General features: G+C 37.1%; 25 protein-coding genes and 1 riboswitch. Of the genes, 22 read left to right on the top strand and 3 right to left on the bottom strand.

Annotation, left to right across the window (positions count from 1 at the left end):
- Positions 1-174 precede the first annotated feature (174 nt).
- From deoC to QNH24_RS17220, 7 genes are all read left to right on the top strand, one after another.
- Positions 175-846 carry a deoxyribose-phosphate aldolase gene (gene deoC, locus QNH24_RS17250; RefSeq protein ID WP_283868761.1) on the top strand — a complete coding sequence of 224 codons (672 nt, stop codon included), beginning with the start codon at positions 175-177 and terminating at the stop codon, positions 844-846.
- Between the two features lie 368 nt (positions 847-1,214).
- Positions 1,215-2,720, top strand: coding sequence for an adenosylmethionine decarboxylase (gene speD / locus QNH24_RS17245; protein ID WP_283868760.1), 1,506 nt, complete (start codon positions 1,215-1,217; stop codon positions 2,718-2,720).
- A gap of 345 nt (positions 2,721-3,065) precedes the next feature.
- Positions 3,066-3,614 (top strand): MarR family winged helix-turn-helix transcriptional regulator, encoded by a 549-nt coding sequence (locus QNH24_RS17240; protein ID WP_283868759.1) that lies wholly within the window; start codon positions 3,066-3,068, stop codon positions 3,612-3,614.
- Positions 3,615-3,705: 91 nt separating this feature from the next.
- The gene (locus QNH24_RS17235; protein ID WP_283868758.1) at positions 3,706-4,890 is read left to right on the top strand and encodes an MFS transporter; all 1,185 of its coding nucleotides are present in this window, start codon (positions 3,706-3,708) and stop codon (positions 4,888-4,890) included.
- A gap of 207 nt (positions 4,891-5,097) precedes the next feature.
- Complete coding sequence (locus QNH24_RS17230; RefSeq protein ID WP_283868757.1) at positions 5,098-5,325, top strand: spore coat associated protein CotJA; 228 nt, start codon at positions 5,098-5,100, stop codon at positions 5,323-5,325.
- Positions 5,318-5,581: a spore coat protein CotJB gene (locus tag QNH24_RS17225; RefSeq protein WP_283868756.1), complete on the top strand. Its 264-nt coding sequence runs from the start codon at positions 5,318-5,320 to the stop codon at positions 5,579-5,581. Before QNH24_RS17230 ends, QNH24_RS17225 begins: the two co-directional genes overlap by 8 nt.
- A 26-nt stretch (positions 5,582-5,607) precedes the next feature.
- On the top strand, positions 5,608-6,177 hold the full coding sequence (locus QNH24_RS17220; RefSeq protein ID WP_054771145.1) for a manganese catalase family protein: 570 nt from the start codon (positions 5,608-5,610) through the stop codon (positions 6,175-6,177).
- Between the two features lie 48 nt (positions 6,178-6,225).
- On the opposite strand, the gene QNH24_RS17215 is transcribed toward QNH24_RS17220, so the two are convergent.
- Together QNH24_RS17215 and QNH24_RS17210 are read right to left on the bottom strand one after the other, a co-directional pair.
- The gene (locus QNH24_RS17215) at positions 6,226-6,882 is read right to left on the bottom strand and encodes a potassium channel family protein (RefSeq protein ID WP_283868755.1); all 657 of its coding nucleotides are present in this window, start codon (positions 6,880-6,882) and stop codon (positions 6,226-6,228) included.
- A 27-nt stretch (positions 6,883-6,909) separates the two neighbouring features.
- A complete protein-coding gene (locus tag QNH24_RS17210) occupies positions 6,910-8,247 on the bottom strand; it encodes a TrkH family potassium uptake protein (protein WP_283868754.1) in 1,338 nt (445 codons plus the stop codon).
- 120 nt (positions 8,248-8,367) lie between these two features.
- Positions 8,368-8,507, bottom strand: a riboswitch (cyclic di-AMP (ydaO/yuaA leader).
- 252 nt (positions 8,508-8,759) lie between these two features.
- Here QNH24_RS17210 and rpsU point away from each other — a divergent pair.
- From rpsU to recO, 15 genes are all read left to right on the top strand, one after another.
- Positions 8,760-8,933, top strand: a complete 174-nt coding sequence (gene rpsU / locus QNH24_RS17205; RefSeq protein ID WP_004227078.1) for a 30S ribosomal protein S21 — start codon at positions 8,760-8,762, stop codon at positions 8,931-8,933.
- A gap of 316 nt (positions 8,934-9,249) precedes the next feature.
- A complete protein-coding gene (locus QNH24_RS17200; RefSeq protein ID WP_283868753.1) occupies positions 9,250-10,578 on the top strand; it encodes an NfeD family protein in 1,329 nt (442 codons plus the stop codon).
- Positions 10,579-10,581: 3 nt separating this feature from the next.
- Positions 10,582-11,586 (top strand): flotillin-like protein FloA, encoded by a 1,005-nt coding sequence (floA, locus tag QNH24_RS17195; protein WP_283868752.1) that lies wholly within the window; start codon positions 10,582-10,584, stop codon positions 11,584-11,586.
- 27 nt (positions 11,587-11,613) lie between these two features.
- The gene (locus QNH24_RS17190) at positions 11,614-12,105 is read left to right on the top strand and encodes a YqfB family membrane protein (RefSeq protein ID WP_283868751.1); all 492 of its coding nucleotides are present in this window, start codon (positions 11,614-11,616) and stop codon (positions 12,103-12,105) included.
- A gap of 54 nt (positions 12,106-12,159) precedes the next feature.
- Complete coding sequence (locus QNH24_RS17185) at positions 12,160-12,420, top strand: hypothetical protein (protein ID WP_283868750.1); 261 nt, start codon at positions 12,160-12,162, stop codon at positions 12,418-12,420.
- A complete protein-coding gene (locus QNH24_RS17180; RefSeq protein ID WP_283868749.1) occupies positions 12,410-13,522 on the top strand; it encodes a sporulation protein YqfD in 1,113 nt (370 codons plus the stop codon). Before QNH24_RS17185 ends, QNH24_RS17180 begins: the two co-directional genes overlap by 11 nt.
- Before the next feature lie 2 nt (positions 13,523-13,524).
- Positions 13,525-14,481 carry a PhoH family protein gene (locus tag QNH24_RS17175; protein WP_283868748.1) on the top strand — a complete coding sequence of 319 codons (957 nt, stop codon included), beginning with the start codon at positions 13,525-13,527 and terminating at the stop codon, positions 14,479-14,481.
- Between the two features lie 314 nt (positions 14,482-14,795).
- Positions 14,796-16,916, top strand: coding sequence for an HD family phosphohydrolase (locus tag QNH24_RS17170; protein WP_283868747.1), 2,121 nt, complete (start codon positions 14,796-14,798; stop codon positions 16,914-16,916).
- 8 nt (positions 16,917-16,924) lie between these two features.
- Entirely contained in the window at positions 16,925-17,398 is a 474-nt protein-coding gene (ybeY, locus tag QNH24_RS17165; protein WP_054771148.1) for an rRNA maturation RNase YbeY, read from the top strand.
- Positions 17,399-17,749 (top strand): diacylglycerol kinase family protein, encoded by a 351-nt coding sequence (locus tag QNH24_RS17160; protein ID WP_054771149.1) that lies wholly within the window; start codon positions 17,399-17,401, stop codon positions 17,747-17,749.
- Positions 17,750-17,824: 75 nt separating this feature from the next.
- Positions 17,825-18,238, top strand: coding sequence for a cytidine deaminase (locus QNH24_RS17155; RefSeq protein WP_283868746.1), 414 nt, complete (start codon positions 17,825-17,827; stop codon positions 18,236-18,238).
- Positions 18,225-19,142: a GTPase Era gene (era, locus tag QNH24_RS17150; RefSeq protein ID WP_283868745.1), complete on the top strand. Its 918-nt coding sequence runs from the start codon at positions 18,225-18,227 to the stop codon at positions 19,140-19,142. The genes QNH24_RS17155 and era overlap by 14 nt, the downstream gene beginning before the upstream one ends.
- Positions 19,143-19,749: 607 nt before the next feature.
- Positions 19,750-20,658 carry a group II intron reverse transcriptase/maturase gene (gene ltrA, locus QNH24_RS17145; protein WP_283868744.1) on the top strand — a complete coding sequence of 303 codons (909 nt, stop codon included), beginning with the start codon at positions 19,750-19,752 and terminating at the stop codon, positions 20,656-20,658.
- A 20-nt stretch (positions 20,659-20,678) separates the two neighbouring features.
- Positions 20,679-21,035 (top strand): group II intron maturase-specific domain-containing protein, encoded by a 357-nt coding sequence (locus QNH24_RS17140; RefSeq protein ID WP_283872730.1) that lies wholly within the window; start codon positions 20,679-20,681, stop codon positions 21,033-21,035.
- Between the two features lie 108 nt (positions 21,036-21,143).
- Complete coding sequence (gene recO, locus QNH24_RS17135; RefSeq protein WP_283868743.1) at positions 21,144-21,938, top strand: DNA repair protein RecO; 795 nt, start codon at positions 21,144-21,146, stop codon at positions 21,936-21,938.
- Positions 21,939-21,963: 25 nt separating this feature from the next.
- On the opposite strand, the gene QNH24_RS17130 is transcribed toward recO, so the two are convergent.
- The gene (locus tag QNH24_RS17130) at positions 21,964-23,376 is read right to left on the bottom strand and encodes an S-layer homology domain-containing protein (protein WP_283868742.1); all 1,413 of its coding nucleotides are present in this window, start codon (positions 23,374-23,376) and stop codon (positions 21,964-21,966) included.
- Positions 23,377-23,974: the final 598 nt, after the last annotated feature.

Raw genomic sequence — 23,974 nt, 5'->3', positions numbered from 1 at the left:
ATAAATCAGAGCAAATTGATCAAAAGAAGCAGAGTTAAAGTAAGAATCTCTATTTAGTAATGAATGTAAGCAAGTCTAACCATTGATTAAATAAAAGAAATTAGACGTTATCGTTAAAAAATGATATGATTCCAAGAGGTACGTACATCTTGGAATGCGAAGGAGAGTTTTAAAATGGGACAAAATTTTGCACGTATGATTGATCATACTTTATTAAAGGCTGAGGCTACGCAAGAACAAATTGAAAAACTTTGTGCTGAGGCAAAACAATTTAGCTTTGCTTCAGTATGTGTAAATCCGACATGGGTTAAGTACAGCAGTGAATTATTACAAGGATCCGACGTTTTAGTGTGTACAGTTATTGGTTTCCCGCTTGGTGCTAGTACATCAGCGGTCAAAGCATTTGAGGTAAAAGATGCAATTGCGAATGGTGCAAAAGAAGTGGATATGGTCATTAATATCGGTGCATTAAAGGATAAAAAATATGATGTTGTACAAGCTGATATTGCAGCAGTGGTTAAAGCGGCAAAAGGTAGTGCACTTGTGAAGGTTATTATTGAAGCATGCTTACTAACAGAGGAAGAGAAAGTGAAGGCATGTGAATTATCAGTGGCAGCAGGAGCAGATTATGTGAAAACGTCAACAGGTTTTTCTACTGGTGGCGCAACAGCAGAGGATATTGCTTTAATGCGTAAAACGGTGGGTCCAGAGCTAGGTGTAAAAGCTTCTGGTGGTGTACGAAGCTTAGAGGATATGAAAAAGATGATTGAGGCAGGGGCTACTCGTATTGGAGCAAGCTCGGGTGTAGCAATTATGAATGGCTTAATTTCAGATTCTAATTATTAATAGTAATGAAAATCCTTATATAGTAAGAGCTACGGGGCTGTTCTCTATGAACTAGTCCCGTTTGCATTTATTTGGCCATTCCAATAGGCTTGAGAATTTTTTTTACTTATTCTATAATAGAAGTACTATTTCATTAAAGGGTGAACTTTTTGTTAATTGTAGAATTCTAATCTGAATCAACATAATAGCTTAATTTTGTCAAATAAATCGCCCGTCTTGGGTGCTATTTGTTGTGCAAATAAAGCAAGATTAGAATTAGTTAGCTTTGTATAAACATTTAACGCGACTAATTTTAGTCGCGTTTTTCTATTCGTTGATTTAGACAATTTTAATTTTTTACTTATTAAAATTGAGAGGACGAATCTACAATGCAAAAACAATTACAACAAATTACAGCTGACATGCAGCTTGAAGAACACTATCACACATTAGAGAAAGCTTTGCTTGCTTTATATTTCCATAATAATTGTACAACTAAATCTTTAGCTTATATGACAGACTTACCGATACCTATCGTTTCAGCAATGAAAAAGGAATTTGCTAAAAAGGGCTGGGGGAAACACAGCTTAACGAAAAAGGGGCAGCTAGCCATTTCGCAATATTTTCAACTGTCAGGTGCCGATGCGGATCTCTACCTTCAATTAACGACAGATGATGCATTTCGAATAGAATGGATTACACAAAATACAAGCGAATTAAGCTATATTTATGATGCTAGACCTACAGCTGATGTGGCAATTGATCAAGCCAAATGTACAGTTGAGACAGCATTAAAACGGGCATTGCTTGCGTTAGATTATTCGATGCTATTCAATAAGCATATTTTGTGTTTAGGCGATGACGATTTCATCAGTATTGCTCTAGCGTTTTTACTTAAGAAAATTGCTCCACATTCTACAACTAAAATAGTTGTGTTAGATATTGATAGGCGAGTTTTGAGCACAATTAGCAAAATAGCTAAAGATTATGAGCTTCCGATTAGAACAGATTATTATAATGTTCAGGAGCCCTTGCCAAATCGATATGCCCATCAGTTTGATTGCGTATACACAGATACACCATATACTTTAATTGGCGCACAGCTTTTTTTATCACGTACAATTAATGCACTGAAGCCAGAAGCAATGCGGCATGTGTTTTTTTCCTACGCGAAACGAAGTTACCAAAAGCAGTGGCAATTACAGCAAGGCTTACATGCTATGGGCTTTGTGATTAACAGTATTCAATATGATATTAATACCTATGAAGGCGCGCAGATATTAGGGGCTACAAGTCAATTATTTGTATTACAAACAACAGAGCAAATGACTCCCTATATCCCTAATTACCGTAAATTTACAAGACCAATTTATACAGGTGAGATTGAGCGAAAATCTGTTGTTTATCAGTGTATGCATTGTCAATATGCACTTACAGTTGGTACTGGCAATCATTACGTTACAATTAATCAGCTTCAATCCAGTGGTTGTCCAAGTTGCAAAAATAAAAAGTTTTCACAAATTAAGAGAACAGTAAAGAAAACACAATCCCAACATGCATTAGGCCATCATATTTTATTAGAATTGCATGAGTGTGACGGTGCATTACTGAATGACGTGCAACAAATTAAAACGATTATGTGTCAAGCTGCCCAAAAAGCAAAAGCAACGATTGTGACTGAACATTTTCATCATTTTTCACCTTATGGGGTTAGCGGTGTAGTTATTATTCAAGAATCACATTTAACGATTCATACTTGGCCAGAATACGGGTATGCGGCAATAGATGTTTTTACTTGTAACAGTAAATTATCTCTACAAGAGGCTGTTCAATATATTACTGAGCAATTTAATGCTGGAAATGTCACGCAGTACTACCAGTATCGAGGCAAATAGAAAAATAGACGGGCTGTCCTATAAGTCCTCCTTTAAATGAAACAGGTGCATTTCTGACAGCTCCTTCATAGCTGTGTTGGCCGTTTAGCTTAAATCAGCACCTTAAATAGTAGCATTGTTAAAAAGTGTTAACATTAGTTAAGGGAATAAATACTATTTATTAAGCCTAATGAAAAAAACTTTTATAGCAAGGATTACAGGGCTGTTCGTTATGAACTAGCCCTTTCTTTTTTAAATAATCATTCAATTTATTTGTCATAGAGGTTCAAGAAAACTGCTTGCATTTATCTTTGACTATAGTTAGAATATTAAATAGTTAGATAATCTAATTAAAAAGGTGATTAAATGACAAAATCTAAAAAAATGTTTACTCATGAAGATGATTTGCCAGTATTAGGTTTAGATCCATATATTGAGCTTATTCAAGCATCTTCTTCAAGTAATTTAGATCAAGAAGAAGCAAAATTAGGATTAATGTTGTTATGGTTAAGTGACTACGTTTTAGATGCAATGGATATTGAGCTAGCTCCTTTTGGAATTACGGAAAGTAAATTAGATCTACTATTATTGTTGACACTGCATGATGTGAGAAGAGCGACTCCATCTGCAATAGCTGAACGTTTGGGGATTACTAGGGCATCAGCAACTTCAATGATTGATTGGTTAGAAAAGAGAAATCTTGTTATACGCAATCATAGCAAAGAAGATCGCAGAAAAATTTATGTGAGTTTAACAGATGAAGGGCGTGCTTTCGTGGCTAACATTTTGCCAACTTATTGGGCTTCGTGTGCTTCTAGTATGATTGATTTGGAGCCTGAAGAACGAAAGGTATTTGAAAAGTTGGTGAATAAACTATTAAAATCTATGCAGAGAAAACTAAAGGTGGAACGTTAAACTGTAGCTAGGTTGATACAGTTTAATTTTTAAACATATAATTAGATTATCTAACTATAAGTTAATCAAATCAAAAAAGGGGATTTATTTTATGAATAAAGTAATTATAGAAAACCAAGCAAATTATTCTCTGATGACCATTATTTTATCTTGGACAGGGATGGTAGTTATGTCTAGTTTGTATTTGACAATACCGCTTCTCAGTCTATTCAGTGAATATTTTCATATTTCGTTGTCTAAGGCAGGCCTCAGTTCAAGTATTTTTTCACTTGGATTTGCTATAGGATGCTTTTTCTATGGAGCAATATCAGAAAAATATGGACGAAAAAATGTAATTGTTATGGGTCTTTTTTCATTAAGCTGTATAACGTTGCTATTAGGTATGACGAATGATTATTCTTTCATTTTATTACTAAGAGGATTACAGGGACTTGCAGCGGCTACATTTTCACCAGTGGCACTTGCTTATACGCTTGAAGTATTTCCAAACGATAAAAAAGTGGGAGCAGTAGGTTTTATAAGCACAGGTTTTCTCTTAGCTGGTATTGTGGGTCAGGTATTTAGTGGCTATGTGAGTGAACATACTTCTTGGCATGTCACTTTTTATGTTCTGTCATTAGTTTATCTTGCTACTGCCTTGCTAGTGTTTTGGTTATTACCAAAAGGTGGAGCTGTTAATAAAGCAAAGAATATATGGGAGCCAATGAAAAGGATAGGTATTATTTTTACCAATGGAAATTTGATATTTAGTTATATGATTGCTTTCGTTCTATTATTGTCCTTTGTGAGTATGTATATTATTTTGGGCGAGTACCTTACAAGTAATTCTTTTGGAATGAGTAGTCAAAAGTTGATTTATATTCGATCTATTGGTGTATTTGGAATGATCCTGTCTCCTATTGCGGGGAAATTATCGAAGCGTTTGAATGTCTTGTCAGTACTAAAAGGAGCATTGACTCTTTCTATTATCTCCTTATTAATGATGGGCTTTATCTCTAACATCGTTGGTTTATCCTTAATTAGTATTCTATTTGTTAGTGGAATTGCACTTGCGGTACCTTCATTAGTGTCTCTTGTGGGTCAATTAGGTTGGAACATGGGAGGGATTGCAGTATCTATGTATACTGTCATTTTATTTGCTGGAACAAGTGTTGCGCCTATGATATCTGTTTATTTTATGAAAACGGGTAGCTTTACATTTGCATTTATTCTCCTTGCTACAACACTTAGCATTGGATTAATTTCTGCTATGATGATTAGAATCGAAAGAAAATAGAATGTACTTTAGCTCCACTTTGGCTAGATGGATTAAAAAGTCCGTTTGCCCAATGAGGAGTTTTCTTGCCTATTTGCATTGAACGAGCAATCAAATCTTTCTTCTAAAATTCATCACACTAATTTCGCTTCGACTTTTATTCAGAATAAAAATTTTTTCTACCTCATATACTCCACTGATGTAATTGAATACAGAAGGGAGGAAGCGATGTTTACGCAATATAAGTATTGGAAGCCTTATATTAGCCCATTTGATCCATGTCCGCCTATTAGAGTTAAAAGCTTTGCCACACCCCCACAATTGTATATGGGATTTCAACCACCTGGATTACCTCAATTTCAATCGCCAAGAGAAGCTCTTATGGCTGGAACATTATGGCCGCAATTATTCAGTCCCTATCCAAATCCTGAAAAAGGAGGGGTGAAAAATGAATAAAGAGATGCCGCCCGAATTTTATACATTACTTGAAGAAATTCAAGCCATTGATTTTGTCATTGTGGAGTTAAATCTTTATTTAGATACTCATCCTCATGATTATGATGCCATTCAGCAATTTAATGAAAAAACTGAAATAAGTATGAAGCTGAAGAGAGATTTTGAAAAGAAGTTTGGTCCCCTTATGAATTTTGGAAGAAGCTATTCTAACTATCCATTTAATTGGATTGATACACCGTGGCCATGGCAAGTCTAACATGAGTGATTAGGAGGAATTTATTTTTGTGGTATTATGAAAAGAAACTCCAATATCCTGTCAGAGTGAGTACATGTAACCCTATGCTGGCAAAATTTTTAATTGAGCAGTATGGGGGTGCAGATGGTGAATTAGCAGCTGCACTCCGTTATATGAACCAGCGCTACACAATTCCAGATAAAGTGGTAGGGTTATTAACTGATATAGCGACAGAGGAATTTTCACATTTAGAAATGATTGCAACGATGATTTACAAACTAACAAAAGATGCGACACCAGAAATGCTAAAGGAAGCTGGACTAGGTGACCATTATGTGAATCATGACAAAGCCCTATTTTATCAAAATGCCTCTGGGGTGCCATTTACGGCAACTTATATTCAGGCGAAAGGCGACCCGATTGCTGATTTATATGAGGATATTGCAGCTGAAGAAAAGGCTCGTGCCACATATCAATGGATTATCGATTTATCTGATGATACTGACTTAAATGATAGCTTGAAGTTTTTACGTGAGCGAGAAATCGTTCATTCTCAGCGTTTTAGAGAGGCTGTAGAAATTTTAAAAGATGATAAGGATCGAAAGAAAATTTTCTAGAGAGAAAAAAGGCTGTCTCAAGTTTAAATTGAAACAGTCTTTTTGAAGTTATTGAATATTTGAAAATAAAGTAAGGTCTTTTCGATGACCAATCATCACTAATAAATCTTCCTTTTCAATATTCTGCTCAGGAGAGGGAGAGATAATAATTTCACCTTCTCGAACAATGGCAATAACACTGACGTTATATTTCGCACGCAAATCTAAATCTCGAAGATTTTGCCCAGCCATTTTGGAAGGGATCATAATCTCCTCTATACTGTATTCCTTCGATAATTCTATATAATTCAGCATATTTGGGGACAGCAACTGATTCGCCACACGCTCTCCCATATCTCGTTCAGGGTAAATAATCCAATCAGCGCCTACTTTATCTAACACTTGCCCATGTCTTTTACCTAATGCCTTGGCAATTACTTTTTTTATTCCTAATTCTTTTAATAGCGATACAGTTAAAATACTAGACTGCATATCGTTGCCAATTGCCACAATGACGCAATCGAAATTACCTATTCCAATTGAGATTAAAGCTTTTTCTTCTGTTGTATCAGCTACAATGGCATGAGTAACATAGGGTTCTGCATCCTCCACTCTTTCCTCGTTAATGTCGATTCCCAATATTTCCTGTCCTGCTTCATGTAATCTACGGGCGACACTTGTTCCGAATCTTCCTAAACCTATTACGGCATATTGATTAATAGCCATTATATATAGCACACTCCTCTAATTTGGTTACCCAATCATAATATTTCCTTTTAGATGACGAAAAGCTTCTGATTTCCGTCTTTTTGTAATGGCAAATGCAATAGTAAGTGGACCAAGTCTGCCCGCGAACATTGTAAGAATAATAAGCAGACGGCCAACAGGAGATAGCTCTGGGGTCAGCCCCATTGAAAGACCAACTGTACCAAATGCAGAGGTAGCCTCAAATAAATACATCATAAAGCTATGTTTTTGTTCTGTAATGCTAAGTATAATGGTGACAACAACGACAATCACCATCCCGCACAATGAAACTGTCAATGCCTTTAAAATGGTTTCGTTGACGATTCTACGTTTAAATAGAACAACATCTTCTTTTCCTCTAATCTGTGACCACATTGTAGCTACTAAAACAGCGAAAGTTGTTATTTTAATACCGCCAGCAGTGGATCCAGACCCAGCTCCAATAAACATTAAGAGAACAATTAAAAATAATGTTGAATGTGTTAAGTCACCAATAGCGAGTGTATTAGAACCAGCAGTTCTTGGTGTAACCGCTTGATAAAGAGAACCTAACATTTTTCCCCATTCTGATAATGGCCCGATTGTTTTTTGATTTCCATATTCGAACAAAAATATTAAAATCGTTGCGCTAACAGTTAAAAGTATTGTAGTTGTTAAGACAATTTTTGTATGGACGGATAGCCTTTTTGTCACCCGATATTCATACAATTCATTCATCACAATAAATCCTAAACCCCCAATTGTAATGAGAGCACAAATTGTGAAAACAACAAATGGGTCATCCACGTAGGCTGTCATTCCGTTAAAGCCACCCATTAAATCAAAGCCTGCGTTGTTGAAATTGGAAATAGCATGAAAAAAACCAAAATAAAACGCTTTGCCTATCGGCATGTCAAAAGAAAAACGAATCGATAAAATAAGACCACCAATAATTTCAATAAACGCTGTGAAGAGCAATATTCTTTTTACTAATTTAACAAGACCAGCAATGGTAATATTGTTGAATGCTTCCTTTAGTAACAGTCTCTCTTTTAAAGATATTTTTTTTCCAAGCAGTAAAAATAATAATGTCGCAAACGTCATAAACCCTAACCCACCAATTTGGATTAATGATAAAATGACTACTTCACCAAAGACAGAAAATGTATCACCTGTATCGACAACAATTAACCCCGTTACACAAGTTGCAGAAGTAGCAGTGAATAATGAATCTAAAAAAGAAAGTCCTTTGCCATCCTCAGTGGCAAAAGGTAGTGTTAAAAGAAACGTCCCAATTACAATAATAAGTGCAAAACCAAGTACGAGAATTTTGGGAGGATTTAATGTATTTTTAAATGTGTTCATCTTATTCTCCTCTATGCAGTAAATAAAAAAGTCAATTCTTTTAACGGCAAAATAAAAAGACCTACTTTTAAAAAGCATGTAAAGGCATAGAAAAACATGCTGTTAATGGTGGTCTACTATGACCTCCTTCGCTTTAGCCGACGAAGTTAGCTGGCGGGTAGGATGGCGAAAGAGATTCTCATCCCTTCTGCAATTGCAGAATTAACCCCAAAAGATTGGGTCCTCCGTTCTCAACATGTGAGATTTGGCCGATATGATTTTGAATGTGATTATTCTACGCCCATATTCTATTTTTTGTAAACCCCTAAATTGATTGGAAAGTGTAATTATTTTTATTGTGACCTAAAAGTGTTTTAATAATTCCACCAAAAATAAAACCAAAAATTCACTTGATAATTTCTTACACTTTCTATTGACCATTATTAGACAATACGGTATAATTCTTTAGTACACAACTGTTGGTTATTTGCCTATTTGTGTATTGACGTGTGTTCGGAGGGAGGGAAAGAGAGATGTCAAAAACTGTCGTTCGCAAAAACGAATCGCTTGAAGATGCTCTTCGCCGCTTCAAACGTACTGTATCAAAAAGTGGTACAATTCAAGAAGTTAGAAAGCGCGAGTTCTACGAAAAACCTAGCGTAAAACGTAAAAAGAAATCAGAAGCTGCACGTAAACGTAAGTGGTAATTTAATTTCCCATTAAAAATCCCTACGTTCATAACACGCAATTGTATGATTCACTGAGCAGACAAAAATATACCTGAAGTTAATCTTTTTTGATTAATTTCAGGTATTTTACATTGAGCTCATTTGCGTACATATAAAAGGCCGAAGAATCTTTCAGATTTATTCGGCTTTTTACATATAATGATGATGAAGTACCAAATGTTATGCCATACAAAGGATATATTCGCTGTATAATAAAATAATAAAAATATGTGAAACTTTTTACAAGGTCAGTCGTATATACAAGAGAGAAGCATGTAAGAAGGGAGGGAAAAAGATGCGAAGACGGAGAATCCTCAGCTATTTATTGGTTATTTGGATGACCTTTTTGTTAGCGTTTCCACTAACATCTGCTTTTGCAAGTAGTAAGGTCTATCACATACCGATTCAGAATGAAGTAGAACGAGGACTTCACGCATTTTTAGAACGAGCTTTTAAAGAGGCGGAAGAAAATCATGCTGAGGCCATTATTTTAGACATTCATACGCCTGGCGGTTTCGTGAATGTAGCAGGGGATATCGCAATTTTAATGGATGCGTCGCCTATAAGAAAAATTGCGTTTATTAATAGAGATGCCCATTCAGCAGGTGCTTTTCTTGCCTTACATGCAGATGAAATCTATATGGTCCCAAATGGAACAATTGGTGCGGCTGCAGTGATTGACTCAGCAGGTAAAGCTGCAGATTTAAAGGCTCATAGTGCATGGGTTGCTCAAATGGAAGCAGCTGCAGAGGCGAAAAAACGAAACCCATTATATGCGCGAGCAATGGCAGATGTATCTGTGGATTTATCAGAATTTCGAGCAGGGAAGGGAAATTTATTAACGTTATCAGCTTCAGAAGCAGAAAAAGTTAAGTATTCTGAAGGAACGGCTTCGAATTTCCAGGAGCTACTAGATAAAACAAAGTTAAAGGGTAGTGAAATCGTATCAATCGAACCTACTTTTTCTGAAAAGCTTGCTCGATTTATAACAAATCCAATTATTGTACCAATTTTATTGTCAATTGCTAGCTTAGGACTTGTGATGGAGCTATATTCGCCAGGTTTCGGTGTTCCGGGTACAATGGGATTGTCAGCACTTGGATTATTTTTCTTTGGGCATATGGTGGCAGGCTTAGCTGGTTATGAATCTTTACTGTTATTCGTTTTAGGCTTAGCGCTTGTCATTGCAGAGTTTTTTGTCCCCGGTGGTATTGTTGGTATTTTAGGTGGCGTGCTAATATTACTAAGTCTCATACTGGCAGGTGCAAGCATAATGCAAATGATTATAGCGATTTTCATTGCGCTTGTTGTTGCTATAATAGGAATGGTGATCCTGATGAAATTTTTCGGTAAAAAATTGCATGTCTTAAACAAATTAGTGTTGATGGATGCAACGACGACAGAAGAGGGCTATGTGTCTAATATAAACCGCACGGAGTTGCTTGGAAAAGTAGGGAAAACGATTACACCCCTTCGTCCTGCAGGTACGATACTATTTGGAAATGAGCGCATTGATGTGGTATCAGAAGGTGGCTATGTTGATGCTGGGAAACATGTAGAAATTATTAAAGTAGAGGGCTCACGTATTGTTGTGAGACCATCAGAAAAAGAGATGGAGGAATAATAAATGGGATTTGATTTAGCCTTAATAAGTCCAATTATCGGGCTAGTCTTATTATTTATTGTGGTTGCGGTATTCTTTACATTTGTACCAGTAGCACTGTGGATTTCTGCACTTGCGGCAGGTGTCCGTGTTAGTATTTTCACTTTAATCGGAATGCGTTTACGTCGAGTAATTCCATCACGAATTGTAAATCCTTTAATTAAGGCGCATAAAGCAGGTTTACCTGTAACAATTAATCAACTTGAAAGCCACTACTTAGCAGGTGGTAATGTTGACAGAGTTGTCAATGCGTTAATCGCAGCCCATCGTGCAAATATCGAGTTAACATTTGAACGCTGTGCAGCTATTGATTTAGCAGGACGTGACGTTTTAGAAGCTGTGCAAATGTCTGTAAACCCTAAAGTAATTGAAACACCATTTATCGCTGGTGTTGCGATGAACGGGATTGAAGTAAAAGCGAAGGCACGTATTACTGTACGTGCAAACATCGAACGTTTAGTAGGTGGTGCTGGTGAAGAAACAGTTATTGCCCGTGTAGGTGAGGGGATTGTTTCAACAATCGGTAGTGCTTCTAGTCATACAACAGTTCTTGAAAACCCAGATATGATTTCTCAAACAGTTCTTTCTAAGGGCCTAGATTCTGGTACAGCATTTGAAATCTTATCGATTGATATTGCGGATGTTGATATCGGCAAAAATATCGGTGCAGAATTACAAATTGAACAAGCTCAGGCAGATAAAAATATTGCTCAAGCGAAGGCTGAGGAACGTCGTGCTATGGCGGTCGCAAATGAGCAGGAAATGATTGCCCGTGTTCAAGAGATGAAAGCCAAAGTAGTAGAAGCAGAGGCTGAGGTACCACAAGCGATGGCAGAGGCACTTCGTTCAGGAAATCTTGGTATAATGGATTACATGAACTATCGTAATATTCAAGCGGATACAGCTATGCGAGACTCAATTTCTAAAGTGAGCTCAGATAAACCAGAAACAAATGAACCTAACGTCTAAAAAAACGGAAAGGAGCGGTACTAATATATGGAACAATTAATTATATTTGCGATAATTGCCATAGTCAGCTCTATTTTCGGTAAATCAAAAACAAAAAAAGAACACAAGCAAATGCCGCCTTTTAATAAAGATTCCCATGTTGATCCAACCACTTTGGCAAAAGCTGAAGAGGTTCCTTCCCAACGACCTGTTGTTAAACCACAAAGCTTTGAGGATTTTGCACGCGAGTTTTTAGGCGAGTGGAAGAACAATGAGCCTAAGGTAGAACAGACAAAGAACATTGTCGAAGAAAAAGGCAACGAGGAAGTGCCTAGCTACGTGGCACCACCAATCGTTCCAATTGAGTCAGTGAGTCGTGCCTCAAATCGACAAAGTGTTGGTCGTTTAGAAGCTGGGAAAAACATTAAAGAAGCAGCTCAATCACATTCTGCTTTTCAATTACCGAATTCAAAAAAATCTTTGATGCAGGCTATTGTCATGGCAGAGGTTTTAGGTCCTCCAAAAGCAAAAAGAAAATAACTAGCATGTCCTCCTTTTTCAAAGCATATATTGCCGAAGAAGGAGGCATTTTTTATGAAAAAATTATTTCAGTTGACGCCGCTGCTTGAATTATCACAATATGAAACATTAAAAATTATAGGCCCATATCGTTTTCTTCATGCAGACGCTTCGTCATGCTCCTTTATTTATGCTGACTTTCATATAATGGTGCGAGGAAAATCATTGGACATTCATGCTCTTAAGGAAGAAATGCTTCATCTTTCTGTAGAGGATTTACAGGAACTTCATGTGAAAATGACAAAGGATATGGGTGTGAGGGATAATGTGGAATAATCGGCCAATTATCATACGTATAAAGCGCCATGAAAATGTTCATCCTTTTATTCAAGCATTGCACGTACAGCATGTGCCATTAAAGCGTGTTGTCTTTCGCGAGCAAGAGGTTACCTTTGAAACGACGATGCATTATTTGCCAAAGATTCGTCGTGTACGTAGGCATTTCCGACTAAAGATGGCTGTCTATTATGCGGATGAGCTTCAGGTTTTTCGAGCACAGCTTTGGACTTTACTTGGTTTGGCAATGATGATTGCCATTCCATTGATATGTGCACAAGTTATTTGGCGTGTTGACATTGAAGCAGCGTCACCAGAATTAGAGCAACGTATTGGCAACACCTTTCAAGAAACCTTTCAATTAGAAACACCTATGTCAAAAAAAATTTTACCATCTGATGCTGTTATTCGTCAGAAGCTACTAGAAGCGCATCGAGATCTATCATGGGTGCACATTGAAAAGCATGGAGGACGTGTTATTTTGCGACCTCAGGAATCACCTAAACAAACAAAAATAACGAATGAAAAGCTTGCCTCACATTTAGTTGCAACGAAAAGTGGTGTTATTACACATTTTAATATTCAAAATGGTGAACGGAAAATTTCAGTGAATGATACTGCCTACGAAGGTGACGTTCTTGTAAGTGGTGTAATTGAAAGTGGTACTGATCAAGTGTTTGTGGGTGCAAAAGGTGAAGTCTATGCTGATTATTGGCTGGAGTGTTCTTTTAAAATTCCAACAAAAATAACGTTAGAAACACTGCAACAGAAGCAATGGCGTGTATTAGTGAAGGGCATCCATCCAGAAAAAATTGACTATGTGCAAAAGAAGGATTTACCGAACTGGCTTGATCCATATGTTTCAATTGTGGAAGAACAGAATACTAAAAAAATGCAGGTGGAGCTTGATAAATCCAAAGTTGATTCATTGCTTTTACCATTATTACATGAAAAGGTTATCCGTTCATTACCTGCGAAAACGGTCATTAAAAAAGAAAACCTTTTACAGGTAAAGTGGGGGAATGGTACAGTTGAAGGGAAAGTTCTATTTTTAGTCAATGAAAACATTGCAAATCCAATACAAGGCCAACAAGGAGAATGATTATGTCAGAACATTTAACTGTTTTACAAGTGGATAATCCTAACGAAGCGGTAATGCTACTCGGAATTTCCGATGCCAATATGAAATTAATCGAAGAAGCTCTTCAAGTTCATATTATTACACGTGGAGAGCAAATTCAGCTAGCTGGTGAAGAGGATGCAAAGGAACAAGCGACATTTCTTTTACATGCACTTTTAAAGGTCATACGCAAGGGAATTAATATTGATCAACGTGATGTGGCAACAGCTATTGAAATGACACAAAAAGGAACAATCGAATACTTTGCAGAACTTTATGATGAAGAAATAGCACGCACAACAAAGGGAAAACCGATTCGCGCAAAAACAATTGGTCAACGAGAATACATACAAGCAATCCGTCATAAAGACGTTGTTTTCGGTATTGGTCCTGCCGGTACTGGGAAAACGTATTTAGCGGTAGTCATGGCAACACAAGCACTAAAAAATGGACACGTAAAACGTATTATTTTAACACGTCCTGCAGTAGAAGCAGGAGAGTCCTTAGGCTTTCTTCCAGGAGATTTGAAGGAAAAGGTGGATCCATATTTACGACCACTCTATGATGCTTTAAATGATATCTATGGAGCAGAGCAAACACAGCGTCTAATTGAACGAGGCACAATTGAAATTGCACCATTAGCATATATGCGAGGGCGAACATTAGATGATGCCTTTGTCATTTTAGACGAAGCTCAAAATACGACACACCCGCAAATGAAAATGTTTTTAACGCGTTTGGGCTTTGGCTCAAAAATGGTCATTACTGGCGATAAAACGCAAATCGACCTACCTAAAAATACAGAATCTGGATTGATTGTAGCAGAACGTACATTAAAATATGTTAAACCAATTCATTTCCAAATACTAGAGCAAGGTGATGTAGTACGTCATCCAGTCGTTGCAAAAATCATCCAAGCTTACGAAGATCAGCAGCTTTAGAATGGTCTCTTTATAGGCGAACCATTCCAAAGAAGCACCGAAAGTGAAGAGAAACGTAACAGCAGGTGCAACGGGGTTTATAAAATGAAATGGCAGCTGATGCCGCAATGACTACGTTTGGATTGTAGTATTAGAAATGCTTATGCTTAAAAAATACACACGGATTTATGGTTTTAGCGCGAATTTGGTTGTAAAATGGGAAAAAATGTGACAGCTATACTAAATTGTATAGCTGTTTTTTGCTTTCTTATACATTTTTCGAGAAAAATGTTTTTTGAATTGGTATGATAGTAAATAGATAGAGGAGGTGCCGAATGGAGAAACAACTTCGAAAACTAACTGAACTAATCGGTTTTCGCTATTTTTTAATTGTCGTTCTCATCTTAACAGGGTCCCTGCAATTTGCCTTTATGTATGGCAATGTTAAAGGTGTTACATATGATTTCAAGCCATTACAATTAGCGCCTGAAACAGTTCGATCAACAAAAACGATTGAAGACACTTATAAAACACAGCAAGAACGAGAGAAAGCAGCGAATGCAGTTGCGCCAGTCTATCAATTTTCAGAGGATGTCGCAAAGCAACGTGCTGCCATTGTTACATCTTTATTTGACTATGTACTTGAAGTGAAGAAAGATGTTGAGAAAAGCAAAGAGCCGGTTCCGAATGTGGACCAAGTGGCACAGCTTCGCAAAAAATTTGAATCCATTGATTCAGATCAAATGCCTATCATCTTTACGGATTCACAGCTAGAAGGGTTGCTTATACAAAGTGAGGCAGATTTAACAAGAACAAGTACTCAACTTTCTAAGCTAGTCCAAGAATACTTACAGAAATCCATTCGTGCCGAAAATCTATACGCGGCACAAAATGATTTTGAAACGAAAATTCGGGGACAGCGAGGCTATCCCGATAGAATTTATAATACTGTCGTTTTAATTGGGCGTACAAGTATTATCGAAAATGAAACAATTAATGAGGAACAAACGAAAATTCGTAAGGAGCAGGCAAAAGAATCGATTGAGCCAACTCGAATTCTTCAAGGCCAAATCATTGTACAGGAAGGTCAGATCATAGATAACGAAGCGTTTCGTCAATTAGAGCTTTTAGGTATGGTAAGTAATAAAGCATCCTTAAAACCAATTGCTGGTCTTATTATTTTAATCTTCCTGCAAATGATGTTTATGTTTATTCTGTTTGAACGCTGGGAGGCAGACGAGCATAAAAAACGGAATGCCTTATTGGTAACAGGTATTGTGTATACCCTCTCTGTTGTGCTGATGAAATTTATCAGCCTAGTCTCAGGAGGCTTTGACGTTACTGTTGCATTTCTATTTCCAACAGCCTTGGCGACAATGCTGGTCAGATTATTAGCGAATGAGCGTGCCGCAGTTTTGATTACAGTCATGACGGCTGCATCAGCGGGAGTGATTTTTCAAGAGGGGTATTCATCTGTTATGCAGATGGAAATTACACTCTATATTATTTTTGGAGGCTTTGCGAGCATCTTCTTTATGCGTAGTGTGGAAAAACGTTCGCATATTTTACATGCTGTAGGTGTCATTGGTTTAGTCAATATAGCATTTATTGCTTTCTATTTACTGATGACACAATCATCCTATGGTTTGTCTGAGTTGCTATTTTATTTTATCGCAGCCATGTTATCAGCCTTACTTTCAGGAGCTCTGACAATGGGTCTTTTACCATTCTTTGAATCAGCATTTGGTCTATTATCATCGTTGCGTTTAATTGAGCTTTCTAATCCTAACCATCCATTGCTGAAAAAGTTACTAATGGAAGCACCCGGAACATATCATCATAGTGTAATGGTTGCAAATTTAGCAGAAGCTGCATGTGAGGAAATTGGGGCAGACGGTTTATTAGCACGAGTTGGGTGTTATTATCATGATATTGGAAAAACGAAGCGTCCAGCATTTTTTATTGAAAATCAGATGTCAGGGAATAATCCACACGATTCATTGCCACCAGAGACGAGTGCAGAAATTATTATTGCACATACCACTGATGGTGCTGAAATGTTAAAACGCTATAAAATGCCTCAGGAAATCATTGATATTGCCTTGCAGCACCACGGAACAAGTTTGTTAAAATTCTTCTTATACAAAGCAAAGGAAGAAGGAAAAGATTTTGATGAGGCAAAGTTCCGCTATCCTGGTCCAAAACCTCAAACAAAGGAAGCTGCTGTGATTAGTGTGGCGGATAGTGTTGAAGCGGCAGTGCGTTCAATGAAGGAACCTAATGCAGAAAAAATTCATAAGCTTGTACGAGCTATTATTGATGATCGAGTACAGAATCATCAGTTTGATGAATGCGATATTTCAATAAAAGAGTTAAAATGTATAGAGCGAGTACTTTGTGAAACGCTGAATGGAATTTTCCACTCGCGTATTGAATATCCAAAGGCAGATAAGTAGGAGGATCTATGATTTTAACAATTGATTTTACAGATGAAACAAATGAAGTGGCAAAAGAGCATATGGAGCTTGTTGAGCAGCTGTTACAGCAGGCTGCGAAGATAGAAAATATTGAGCCCGAAACAGAGGTGTCGGTGACCTTTGTTACAAATGAAGCGATTCAAGAAATAAATCGAGAATACCGTGATAAGGATCAACCAACAGATGTAATTTCATTTGCTCTAGAGGAATTAGGCGAAGGTGAAATAGAAGTTACCTTTGAAGGAATGCCGCGTATTTTAGGAGATATCATTATTTCAACGGATCGTACAAAAGAACAAGCACAGGAATATGGTCATTCATTTGAAAGGGAATTAGGATTTTTAGCAGTCCATGGATTCTTACATTTATTAGGCTACGATCACATGGTGCCTGAAGATGAAAAGATTATGTTTGGTAAGCAGGATGAGATTTTACAATCTTTTGGCTTAGGACGAGATTAAATGAATGTTCGCAAATATGTACGCTCTTTTGGCTATGCGTTTACAGGGATAAAGACGGCTTGTGTAGAGCAAAACTTTAAGTCACATTTGCTTAGTGCAGGAGCTGTATTAATTGCTGGCTATTTTACAGGGTTATCACGTATGGAATGGTATATTGTGCTTTTGCTAATAGCACTCATGTTTGCGCTTGAAATGGTGAACACTGCAATTGAACGTGTTGTGGATTTGGCATCACCGAATATTCATCCACTAGCAAAGCAAGCGAAAGATCTTGCAGCGGGCGCAGTACTTGTATTTGCGATATTCAGTGCTATAATCGGATTACTCATCTTTATGCCGAAATGGTTTTAGCTTTACTCATTTTTTCGACCATACAGGATTAGCAAGCTGAAGTATTATGATTTATTTAGCAAAAGGAGAACTTTGATGGCAATTGATATGCATGCATTACTAGAAGAATCAAAAAAGGCGCGCGAAAAGGCATATGTCCCTTATTCAAAATTTAAAGTAGGTGCAGCCCTTTTAACAAAAAACGGCGAGGTTATCCATGGTTGTAATATTGAAAATGCTGGCTATAGTATGACTAATTGTGCTGAACGAACAGCATTTTTCAAGGCCGTATCAGAAGGAATTTATGATTTTCAGGCAATTGCTATTGTCGCTGATACAGACGGTCCATGTGCGCCGTGTGGAGCTTGTCGTCAAGTGATGATAGAGTTTTGCGAGCCTTCCATGCCTGTCTATTTAACAAACTTAAAAGGTGATGTAACAGTAACGTCAGTTGGCGAATTACTACCATTTGCATTTACAACGGAGGATTTAGAAAATGCTGGAAACTAATACTGGCTATAAGTCAGGCTTTATCTCCATTATCGGTCGACCAAATGTTGGGAAATCAACATTCTTAAACCGTGTTATTGGTCAAAAAATTGCGATTATGAGTGATAAGCCACAAACAACACGAAATAAAGTACAAGGTGTACTAACAACAAATGATAGCCAAATGATTTTTATTGATACACCGGGAATCCACAAACCTAAGCATAAGCTTGGTGATTTCATGCTTAAAGTTTCTAAAAATACATTGCGAGAAGTGGATGTTATTATGTTCATGGTCAATGCAGAGCAGAAACTAGGAAAGGGTGATGAATTCATCCTTGAAATGTTAGCAGGGAATCCAACACCTGTCTTTCTAGTCATCAATAAAATTGATCAAGTCCATCCTGATGAATTAATAGGAATCATTGAGAGCTACAAAGAACGCTATAACTTTGCAGAGATTGTACCGATTTCAGCATTACAAGGAAATAATGTGGAAAATCTGCTGACAACATTAACAAAATACTTACCAGAAGGTCCACAGTACTATCCAGCAGACCAAGTGACAGACCATCCTGAACGATTTATTATTTCAGAGTTAATTCGTGAAAAAGTATTACATTTAACACGCGAAGAAGTGCCACATTCTATTGCAGTAGTTATTGATAAAATTCGCCGAGATGAGGAAAATGAAGATAAAATTCATGTTGCAGCTACGATTATCGTGGAAAGAGATTCTCAAAAAGGCATTGTGATTGGTAAACGCGGAGCACTATTAAAAGAAGTTGGCATACGTGCACGAAAAGATATTGAGATGCTTCTTGGTTCGAAAGTGTATTTAGAGCTTTGGGTAAAGGTGCAAAAGGATTGGCGAAACAAATCCACGCATTTACGTGATTTTGGTTTCCGTGATGATGAATATTAAAGGTTATGCTGTTAGTGAATTAACAATATAACCCACTGATCGTTTGAATGGAGCTGTCCAAAAAGTTTTGGAGAGCTCTATTTGTGTGCCCGGCATGCGCAACAACTAGGTGGTGAAAGTCCACTACAGACTTGGCAGTAGGAACTGTTAGCAAAAGACAAGGGTGTCCATGGTGACATGGAATCTGAAGGAAGTCGGACGCAAAATCTCGAACTGACGAACAGAAATCAGATACAAGGCTGACTTGGGATGGATGAGCTTGCAAATCAAAGTAAAGTCCAATACTGCCCGAATCCCATACAGTAAATCTGGCAGTTACATGAGAGGAAAGTGGTTGTGCTTACCCGGGGAGATCTCTTGAGGGTTATTGAATTAACAATCAGATTAGTGATAATCGGATGAATCAAGAGAAGTCAGCAGAGGTCATAGTAGCTTTCTAACGAAAGTAAAGGACTGAACAATCTTAAATCTTGAATGAACAAGGAGGTGAAGACATCCCGACAAAACACAGAAAACATCGAGGTAAAGACCAAAAGATGGCTACTTATAGAGGGTTAAGCTGGAAGTGAAAGAGTATATAAGAGTGTGTAGGGATGTAGACATGGAAATGAAGAAACAAGATGGTATCCATTTAATCGATAGAATCGTTACCAACGGCAATTTATGGAGAGCTTATAAAAAGGTAAAAGAAAATGGAGGGGCTCCGGGCGTAGATGGAATAACAGTTCACGAACTAAAATCTCACCTGCGGAAACATTTTGAGCCACTCAAAATCAAGCTAAGAGATGGCACTTACCAACCGCAACCAGTGAAAAGGGTGGCTATTCCAAAATCGGATGGCACGAAGAGATATTTAGGGATTCCTTGCGTACTCGACCGGGTAGTCCAACAAGCGATTCTACAAGTAATTGATCCAATCATTGATCCGCATTTTTCAAAGAAAAGTTTCGGCTTCCGGAAAGGAAGAAACGCACATCAAGCAATCGAACTCGCCGAACAATACTATCAAGAAGGATATCGAACGGTGGTGGACTGTGATTTAAAAAGCTATTTTGATACAATCCATCACCAACGACTAAGAGCGTATCTAGAAGAATTCATTACAGATAAGATTGTCCTCAAACTCATTTGGAAATTCTTACGTTCAGGTATTCTTGATAAAGATACTTACGTTGAAACAACGGAGGGAGCTCCGCAAGGTGGTCCGCTGTCTCCTATTCTAGCAAATGTTTACTTAAATAAACTAGATAGAGAACTGGAAAAACGAGGACATCGTTTTATCCGATACGCGGATGACTTTGTGATATACGTGAAAACGCCTAGAGCGGGAGAACGTGTCATGGCAAGTGTGAAGAAATATATCGAAGAAAATTTAGGTCTAACGATTAATGAAAAGAAAAGTAAAGTATGCGGTGCAACAAGCGCTACATTCCTAGGTTTTAACATACAAAACTTAAAGGGAAAGTTGGATGCCGACCGAGTAAATCTGCTAAACAACGATTCAAAGATAAATTAAGAAAATTAACGAATCGAAAAATAGCAGGAACGTTTGAAGAGATTGCGAAAAGAATCAATCAAACAACGGTTGGATGGATTAATTACTATGGAATTGCCAATATGAAAGCCTTCATAAAAGAAACACAAGGTTGGTTAAACCATCGATTGCGTCAACTCATCTTGAAGAGATGGAAGAAACCAAAAACGAAATATGCGAAACTACGTCAATATGGAATTGACCATGATGATGCGATGAAAATAGCCTATTCGAGAAAAGGGTATTGGCGACTATCGAGAAACGAGATTATCCATCGAGCGATAACAAATGAAAAGCTCACAAAGTGGGGATTGAAAGATATAACCCAGCTTTATGAGCTCAGATACTTAAGGGATTGAACCGCCGTATACGGAACCGTACGTACGGTGGTGTGAGAGGTCGACTAGTCAATTAATGGCTAGTCTCCTACTCGATTCATGGGGAATTTGTTGAAAGGAGGAAGGCTGGTGCTACATAAATGGGAAGGGATTGTTTTAAAGGTACGTGCTTACGGAGAATCCAATAAAATTGTAACTTTACTAACAAGAGAAGCAGGTAAGGTGGCAACAATGGCAAGAGGTGCCAAAAAGCCTTCGAGTAGACTGGCATCTGTGACACAACCGTTTACATACGGTATGTTTATGGTTCAGCATCATACAGGCATGGGAACATTGCAACAAGGTGAGCATCTCAATTCAATGAGACATATACGTGAAGATATCATGGCAACAGCATATGCAAGTTATATCATGGAGCTTGTTGAGCGAGTAGTGGAAGAAGGAAAAGCTGAACCTTATGCATTTGATGTCCTTTTACAAGCATTGCAAGCAATTGAGGAAGGCTATGATCCTGAAGCTATTACATTGTTTGTTGAATGGAAAATGTTACCGTATACAGGTGTACAGCCTATCTTACATGCTTGCTCTACTTGTGGGGCAGTAGATGGAGAATTTGCTTTTTCCTTTGCGCAGGGGGGCTTTTTATGTCATCGATGTTATCAGCATGATCCTTACATTATCCGTCTAACACCAACGCAATTGAAGCTCATTCGAATGTTCTACACTGTACCTATTGATCAGATTGGGAAGCTAGACTTAAAAAAAGAAACAAAATATTTTATCAAAAAAATTATTACAACCATTTATGAGGAACAAACAGGTATTCGCTTTAAGACTAAAAAATTTATCGAGCAGCTTGAAAGAACGCCAGAATTGCAATTGAGAACAAATGTGGATGCAGAAAAAATGCCAGAAGACCCTTAATTGGATCTTGTGGCATTTTTAAATATTAAATTTCTTCTTCATCATGATTGAACTCATAATAGGTAGCCCATTTATCAGCAATTTTCGTGAATTCTATATAGAGGTAGACCGTTTCACCGTTTTTACCTGTAATATGCAAAATAGCGGTGCCTTCTGCTAATGGTGTAACCTTCACTTGATTATCCTCTATGGTCGCTTTTACTGCTGCAGACTCTAAATCTATCTTTTCTAAAGCAACATTTTTTGGCTCAAACGATAGTTGATCGCTTGAAAAAACTAATTCATCTGCCATTTGATACAAATCGATACTTCGTACAAAATCATACGTAGTAACTTCAGCTGCCATCACTTGTTGTTGAGTGCCGTTGGAAAATGTTAATAAATATTGCCCATTTTTAAAGATGGAAATGGAGGCCGATTGGTTGTTTGTTTTAAATTCATAGGCTGTTGGTGATAAAGTTTGTCCATCTGTAGTTTGAATACTTACTTCAGTAGGGATAAAATTCAAATCGCTTTCCATTAAGTTAAGTGGTAAGCTCTCTACATAATCTTCTTCCTCTACTTCTTGTAAAGTTGTTTGTAGTTTTCCATTTACATTGTTCACATGCACAATGTAAAAGATATCTATAAATTCCTCTGTTTTTTCATTAAAGCCTGTTATGACTAATTTTCCTGTTCCCTCTTTTAACGGTTTAATAGTGATGGACTCCGTCATATCCTCTTCTTCATCCCATGTAAAAATATCCTCTGCAGGCTCAATACCGCCGTAAGAAGCAAAGATATAGTCCTGACTGTATTGACTAGCAAAAACAGTTGTGTTCTCTTGTACATGTTCTGCACGAACTACAAACGATGCTAATTGGGAGCGTTTCACATTGCTTTGTGGACTAAAGGTAGTAGGGGTTGTACCTTTTGTGATGCTATTGGCAAAAAGCGTTTTGATAAACGGTTCATATTCACTTCCTGCCTTTACATCAGAAAATGGAATGTCGATGTCATCAGTGATGGTTAAATCGAAGCCCTTTACAATCATTTTTGACATTTGCCCGCGTGTAATATTATTAGCTGGGTGAAAATAACCATTCGAGCCACTAATGATGCCTGCATTAGCTAAAGCTGCAATGGCGCCATAATTCTCATCACCAGGTTTGATATCCTTAAAATGAGGATTTTTAACATGTACGGTGTCTAGCTTTAGCATACCAGCTAAAATTTTTGCGGCTTGGGTACGTGTGATTGGGTTAGCAGGTTTGAAAGTGCCGTCTGGGTAGCCTGAAATAATGCCACGCTGTGCTAAATTGATGATGGCTTGACCTTCTTCTGTTGAAGCATTGATGTCAGGGAAAATAGTCGCAGCATTTACTGAGGGTGTAATTACAATTGCACTTGTGGCTAATGCTGAGGCCATTGCAATTTGATAGAAACGATGGGTCTTCAAGTGATTTCCTCCAAAATAGTGAAAATAAAATTTTTATAGTATTATCTTGTTTTTTGAAAATCCTTCCATTTATAAATTCAAACTTCCGGACGAGTGAATAATTTTAGACTGGAATGATCGTGCAATGTTAAATTCTTGTTCATTAACATTTAAGATTAACTATAATACTTTATTTATATCAAAATGTATGTAGTGAGAATAGAGGAAATGTTATCCTTTAAGTGAGTACTCAATCACTTATAAACGGGGATATTTGTTAATTATTTTGTCATATGAAATTCTTGACAGAAAATAGTAGGATAAATTGAGCATTAAATAGCATAAAAAACAAAAATTTAGTTTTTTTAAGAAATAAAATTTTTGAAATATTTTTATTTAAAATTTATATAAATGTATTTATAATTCGTTTTTTATAGTTCTTTTAGCATTATAATCGCGTCATTAATAGCAGATATTATATGGAGGTATTAGGTTTAAAGATTTATTTTTTAATTAGTTTTTAATATAGTCATAGTATTAACTAATCATTCAAGACCCATATACTAGTTGAAAAGGCATTTTAACCTATGATATTGTAATAAATATAGGTTATGACATT

The organism is Lysinibacillus pakistanensis (assembly GCF_030123245.1).
Taxonomy (GTDB): Bacteria; Bacillota; Bacilli; order Bacillales_A; family Planococcaceae; genus Lysinibacillus; species Lysinibacillus pakistanensis.
Note: the sequence above shows the minus strand (reverse complement) of the source record. Positions and strands in the feature narration are given on the sequence as shown.